Source organism: Rhodoplanes roseus (assembly GCF_003258865.1).
Lineage (GTDB): Bacteria > Pseudomonadota > Alphaproteobacteria > Rhizobiales > Xanthobacteraceae > Rhodoplanes > Rhodoplanes roseus.
Window position 1 is genome coordinate 1 of record NZ_NPEX01000340.1, and the last position, 5,618, is coordinate 5,618.

Annotated in this window: 4 protein-coding genes; all 4 read right to left on the reverse strand. The window is 70.3% G+C overall.

Annotated elements, in window-relative coordinates:
• Window positions 1-57 precede the first annotated feature (57 nt).
• The gene (locus CH341_RS27525; protein WP_111422149.1) at window positions 58-1,122 is read right to left on the reverse strand and encodes an alpha/beta hydrolase; all 1,065 of its coding nucleotides are present in this window, start codon (window positions 1,120-1,122) and stop codon (window positions 58-60) included.
• 157 nt (window positions 1,123-1,279) lie between these two features.
• On the reverse strand, window positions 1,280-2,515 hold the full coding sequence (locus CH341_RS27530; RefSeq protein ID WP_111422151.1) for a cyclic nucleotide-gated ion channel: 1,236 nt from the start codon (window positions 2,513-2,515) through the stop codon (window positions 1,280-1,282).
• Window positions 2,516-2,573: 58 nt separating this feature from the next.
• Window positions 2,574-5,228: an alanine--tRNA ligase gene (gene alaS, locus CH341_RS27535; RefSeq protein ID WP_111422150.1), complete on the reverse strand. Its 2,655-nt coding sequence runs from the start codon at window positions 5,226-5,228 to the stop codon at window positions 2,574-2,576.
• 147 nt (window positions 5,229-5,375) lie between these two features.
• The coding region (locus CH341_RS27540; RefSeq protein ID WP_425376214.1) for a hypothetical protein at window positions 5,376-5,618 on the reverse strand (243 nt) is incomplete at its 5' end.

Consider the following 5,618-nt stretch of genomic DNA (forward strand, 5'->3'; position numbering starts at 1 on the left):
GGCGCCACCGTGCTGATCGAATCGGCGGCGCGCCCTTTTCGTTTCCGGAGGCTGCGCTCAGGCCCCGACCAGATCCGGCAAGGTGAGGAACTCGCGCATCACGTGCCACACGCGCTTGCGGTTGGTGCCGAGCACGGCGACATGGGCGACGCCGCGCAGCATCACGAACTGCTTGTCGCGGCTGGGCAGCTTGCCGAAGAACTCCAGCAGCTCCGCGTCGGTGGCGTTGCCGTCGGTCTCGGCCCGGGTCATCAGCACCGGACACGGGATCTTGGCCGGGTCGACCATCGGCATGGCGACGGCCATGTCGAGATACGAGCCGCTCGGCGCCGTGTCGCCGAGGGCGAGCTCGTAGTCGGCCAGCGCCGCCGGCACGGCCGCCTCGAAGGTGGAGGGATCGTCGCGCGTGAAGATGCCGACGAAGGTCTCGCGCGTCATCTTGCGCACCGGGCTCGCCCGATAGGTCGCCACCTGCTCGCGCCGGCGCATGATCTCGGGGGCGTTCTCGCCCGTCCAGGTGAAGGCGTCGAGGATCAGCCGCTCCACCCGCTCGGGATTGCGCATCGTGAACACGCCGGCCCGGATGGCGCCGGAGGACTGGCCCTTCAGCCGGATGCGCTTCTGCCCGGTGACGCGCTCCACCACCGGCATGGCCGCCTCGAGGTCGGCGACGCCCGACATCATGTCGGAGTTCGAGCCGGTGCCGCGGGTCGAGCGGCCGTAGTTCTCGTGGTCCATGGTCCAGACGTCGAAGCCGAAGCGGGCGAAGGCGTCCATGAACGAGTAGTCCGGGTGGCCCGGCACGGCGAGATCGAAGCCGCCGCGGCCCGAGAAGGACGAGCCGTGCGCCAGGAACAGCACCGGCCTGGCGACGCCGTCGTCGACCCGCTTGCGATACAGATAGAGATCGACCTTGCCTTTCTTGGCCCAATGCTCCTCGGCGACGATCTGTCCCGATGCGGCGCCCGGCCCAGGCGCGGCGGCCTGCTCGGGGGCGACCCCGGCCTGCGCCGGCGGGGTCGCGGCCGCCAGCATGATGCCGCCGGCCATGACGCCGCCGGCGACCAGGCCGCCCGCGACCAGGCTGCGGCGATCGACGGACGGATGTTTGTTGTCGGCCATGTTTCCTCCCGATCGGCTTCGATCCCGGTTGCTCCGGGTGAGCCGGAAGGGTGGCCCGTTTCGCCGAGGACGGCAAGATCGGCGCGTGCCGCCGCGCCTGGGAGACGGGGCGGTCCGCAGAACGCCGCTCCGAGAGCCGCCTTCGAGGCCGGCGCCCTCACCTGTCCTCGCCGCGCTCCTGCCCCTGCGCGATCTCCTCGCCGACCATGTCGCCGCGCTTGCTGACGATGTCGGAGCCGATGCGCTCGCGCACGACCTCCTGGATGCGGTCGGCGACCCGCGGGTCGCGATCCATCAGGCGGCGCAGGTCGTTGCCGTCGAGCACCAGCAGGTTGGCGCGGGTGAGCGCCGTGACGGTGCCGGAGCGGCGCGAGCGGCGCAGCACGGCGACCTCGCCGAAGAAGTGTCCGACCCCGAGCGTGATGTGGCGCCCGCGCAGATCGATGTCGACCGCACCGCGGGCGATGAAATACATCGAATGCGCCGGGTCGCCGACCCGCACGATCACGTCGCCGGCGTCGACGGTCTGGGCGCGCAGGAAGCGCATGATATCGGCGATGGCGGCGGCGTCGAGCCCGGCGAACAGCGGCACCCGCGCCACCATGCTCCAGGTGACGACGAAGTCGCGGCGATGGATCTCCTCCGCGAAGGAGGTCGCGATGATGCCGACCGGCATCGCCACCATGGCCATGGCGCCCAGGATGGTGGCCGCGGCGATCACCTTGCCGAGCGGCGTCACCGGCACGACGTCGCCGTAGCCGATGGTGCCGAGGGTGACGAAGGCCCACCAGATCGCGTCCGGAATGGTGCCGAGCTTGTCGGGCTGCACGTCGCGCTCGACCAGATACATCAGCACGGCCGCGAACAGCGTCGCGCCGAAGAAGATGACCAGGCAGGCGAGCAGCGCACGCCGCTCGTTGTAGAGCGCGTCGAGCAGCGAGCGCATGCCGGGCGAGTAGCGGGTGAGCTTGAGGAAGCGCACCACGCGGAACACCAGGACCACGCGCAGATCCTCGGGCACCGCGAAGGCGAACCAGAACGGCAGGATGGCGAGCAGGTCGATGATGCCGACCGTCGAGGTCATGTAGCGCCAGCGCGCCTGTCCGGGCGACAGGGTGCGCAGCAGCGCGTGCTCGGGCGCCGACCAGATGCGGAGCACATACTCGATCGTGAACACGACGATCGAGACCGCCTCGATGGCCACGAAGGCCGGGTGCCAGACCGCGTCGATCTCCGGCACCGATTCGAGGATCACGCCGGCGAGATTGAGCAGGATCAGCAGGATGAGCGTGCGGTCGACCAGCACACTGATGCGATCCGAGCCCACTCCGTGATCGAGGATCTCGCCGATCCGGCGTTTCAGCTCGCCCGCGCGTCTGGTGTGACCACGCATCGTGCGCCCCTCCCGCGGAGCGTCCATGGTGGCGGAGCGACGTTACCGCTGCGTTCCGTCACCCCTGTCCGAGCGCCGCCGCGATCGCATCGAGCGCCGCGTCGGCCTTGCCGCCGTCCGGGCCGCCGGCCTGGGCCATGTCGGGGCGGCCACCGCCGCCCTTGCCGCCCAGCGCCTCGGCGCCCTTCTTGACCAGATCGACCGCGCTGAAGCGGCCGGTCAGATCCGCCGTCACGCCGACCACCAGGCCGGCCTTGCCTTCGGCCGTGACCCCGACGATCGCCACCACGCCGGAGCCGACCTGCTTCTTGCCGTCGTCGGCGAGGCTCTTGAGATCCTTGATCTCGATCCCCGAGACGGCGCGCGCCAAAAGCTTCACGCCGGCGACCTCGCGCAGCCCGTCGGGCGCGCCCGAGGCGGCGGCACCGCCGCCCATCGCGAGCTTGCGGCGGGCGTCGGCGAGATCGCGCTCGAGCTGTTTTTTCTCGTCGAGCAGCTTCACGACCTGCTCCTCGACCTGGGCGGGCTGCACCCGGACGAGCTGGCCGAGCGCCGCGACCCGGCGGTCGCTGTCGGCAAGGCGGCGGCGCGCGGCCGCGCCCGTCATCGCCTCGATGCGGCGCACGCCGGCAGCGACGCCGGCCTCCTGGTCGATATAGACGAGACCGATGTCGCCGGTGCGCCGCACATGGGTGCCGCCGCACAGCTCCACCGACCAGCCGAGCGCATTGCTGGCCTCGCCCATGGCGACCACGCGGACCTCGTCGCCGTATTTCTCGCCGAACAGCGCGCGGGCGCCGGACGCGGTGGCGTCGTCCACGGCCATCAGGCGCGTCACCACGGGCGTGTTCTCCAGCACCTGGGTGTTGGCGATCTCCTCGACCCGGGCGATCTCCTCGTCCGACATCTTCTTCGGGTGCGAGAAGTCGAAGCGCAGCCGGTCGGGCGCCACCATCGAGCCCTTCTGGGCGACGTGATCGCCCAGCACCAGGCGCAGCGCCTCGTGCAGCAGATGCGTCGCCGAGTGGTTGCGGCGGATATCGGAGCGCCGCGCGTGATCGACCTCGAGCGCCAGCGCCTGGCCCGGCTTCAGCGTCCCCTCCTCCACGGTTCCGGTGTGGACGAAGAGGTCGCCGGCTTTCTTGTTGGTGCCGGTGACGCGGAAGCGCACGCCGTCGCCCGTCATCACGCCGGTGTCGCCGACCTGGCCGCCGGACTCGCCGTAGAACGGAGTCTGGTTGAGGATCACGGCGCCGGTCTCGCCGGCCTTCAGCTCGGTCGCCTGGACGCCGTCGCGGACCAGCGCCAGAACCTCGCCCTCCGCCGTCTCGGTCTCGTAGCCGAGGAACTCGGTGGCGCCGAGGTTTTCGCGCAGCGAGAACCAGACTGTTTCAGTCGCCGCTTCGCCGGAGCCGGCCCACGAGGCGCGCGCCATCTCGCGCTGGCGCTCCATGGCGGCGTTGAACGCGGGCAGATCGACCTCGACGCCGCGCGACTTCAGCGCGTCCTGGGTCAGATCGAGCGGGAAGCCGAACGTGTCGTAGAGCGTGAAGGCGACCTCGCCTTTCAGCTTGTCGCCGCGCTTCAGATCGCGCGTCTCGTCCTCCAGGATGCCGAGGCCGCGCTCCAGCGTCTTGCGGAAGCGGGTCTCTTCCAGCCGCAGCGTCTCGGTGATCAGCGGCTCGGCCCGCACCAGCTCCGGATAGGCCTGGCCCATCTCGCGCACCAGCGTCGGCACCAGCTTCCACATCAGCGGCTCGCGGGCGCCCAGAAGCTCGGCGTGCCGCATGGCGCGGCGCATGATGCGGCGGAGCACGTAGCCGCGGCCTTCGTTGGACGGCAGCACGCCGTCGGCGATCAGGAACGACGAGGCGCGCAGGTGATCGGCGATGACCCGGTGCGAGGCCTTCATCGGGCCGTCGGCATCGACGCCGGTGCGGTCGACCACGGCCTGGATCAGCGCGCCGAACAGGTCGATGGCGTAGTTGTCGTGGGTGCCCTGCAGCACCGCGGCGATGCGCTCCAGCCCCATGCCGGTGTCGATCGAGGGCCGCGGCAGGTCGAGCCTCCGATCAGGGAGCTGCTCGTACTGCATGAACACGAGATTCCAGATCTCGATGAAGCGGTCGCCGTCCTGGTCGGGCGAGCCGGGCGGGCCGCCCGGAATGTGGTCGCCGTGGTCGTAGAAGATCTCCGAGCACGGGCCGCACGGGCCGGTGTCGCCCATCGCCCAGAAATTGTCGGACGACGCGATGCGGATGATGCGGCGCTCCGGCAGGCCGGCGATCTTCTTCCACAGGTTGAAGGCGTCGTCGTCGTCGGCATACACCGTGATGGTGAGGCGATCGGCCGGCAGGCCGTATTCCTTGGTGATCAGGCTCCAGGCGAGCTCGATCGCGCGATCCTTGAAGTAGTCGCCGAAGGAGAAATTCCCCAGCATCTCGAAGAAGGTGTGGTGGCGCGCCGTGTACCCGACATTGTCGAGGTCGTTGTGCTTGCCGCCGGCCCGCACGCATTTCTGCGCCGTCACGGCGCGGCTGTAGGGGCGCTTCTCGAGGCCGGTGAAGACGTTCTTGAACTGCACCATACCGGCATTGGTGAACATCAATGTCGGGTCGTTGCGCGGAACGAGCGGAGACGACGGGACGATCTCGTGCCCGTTCTTCGCGAAGAAGTTCAAGAACGCAGACCGGATGTCGTTGACGCCGCTCATCGAAAGCTCTTGTTCCTGGTGACGCGCGACCGCGCCTCCCCGGGCGAGCTAAGCGACGGTCCTGCCTTTGCAATTCTGGTTCGTTTTAGCGGTGCGGCCGGGGGCTGTCCAGGACGGCGGCGTGCGCCCTCCCGCGGGACGCGCAGATCAGTCCCGCCGGGCCGGATTCGGCGTGTCCGGTGCCGCTCCGGCGGGCGCGGCGACGGCCTCGCGGCGGGCCAGCACGGTGACGACCGCGCCCTGCTCCGGCACGTCGAACCGCGCGACCGGCACGAACCGGGACTGCGCCGCGACGGCGTCGGCGACGCCGGCGAAGCCCGGCTCCGGCAGCGGGTTCGGGCCGGAGGCGCCGTCGACCACCAGCAGGCGGTCGGCCGGCGTGGTCGCCAG

Excerpts from the sequence above, each read along its gene's own strand:
- CH341_RS27525 (WP_111422149.1), bottom strand. The coding sequence starts at position 1,122 with ATGGCCGACAACAAACATCCGTCCGTCGATCGCCGCAGCCTGGTCGCG.
- CH341_RS27530 (WP_111422151.1), bottom strand. The coding sequence starts at position 2,515 with ATGCGTGGTCACACCAGACGCGCGGGCGAGCTGAAACGCCGGATCGGC.
- alaS (WP_111422150.1), bottom strand. The coding sequence starts at position 5,228 with ATGAGCGGCGTCAACGACATCCGGTCTGCGTTCTTGAACTTCTTCGCG.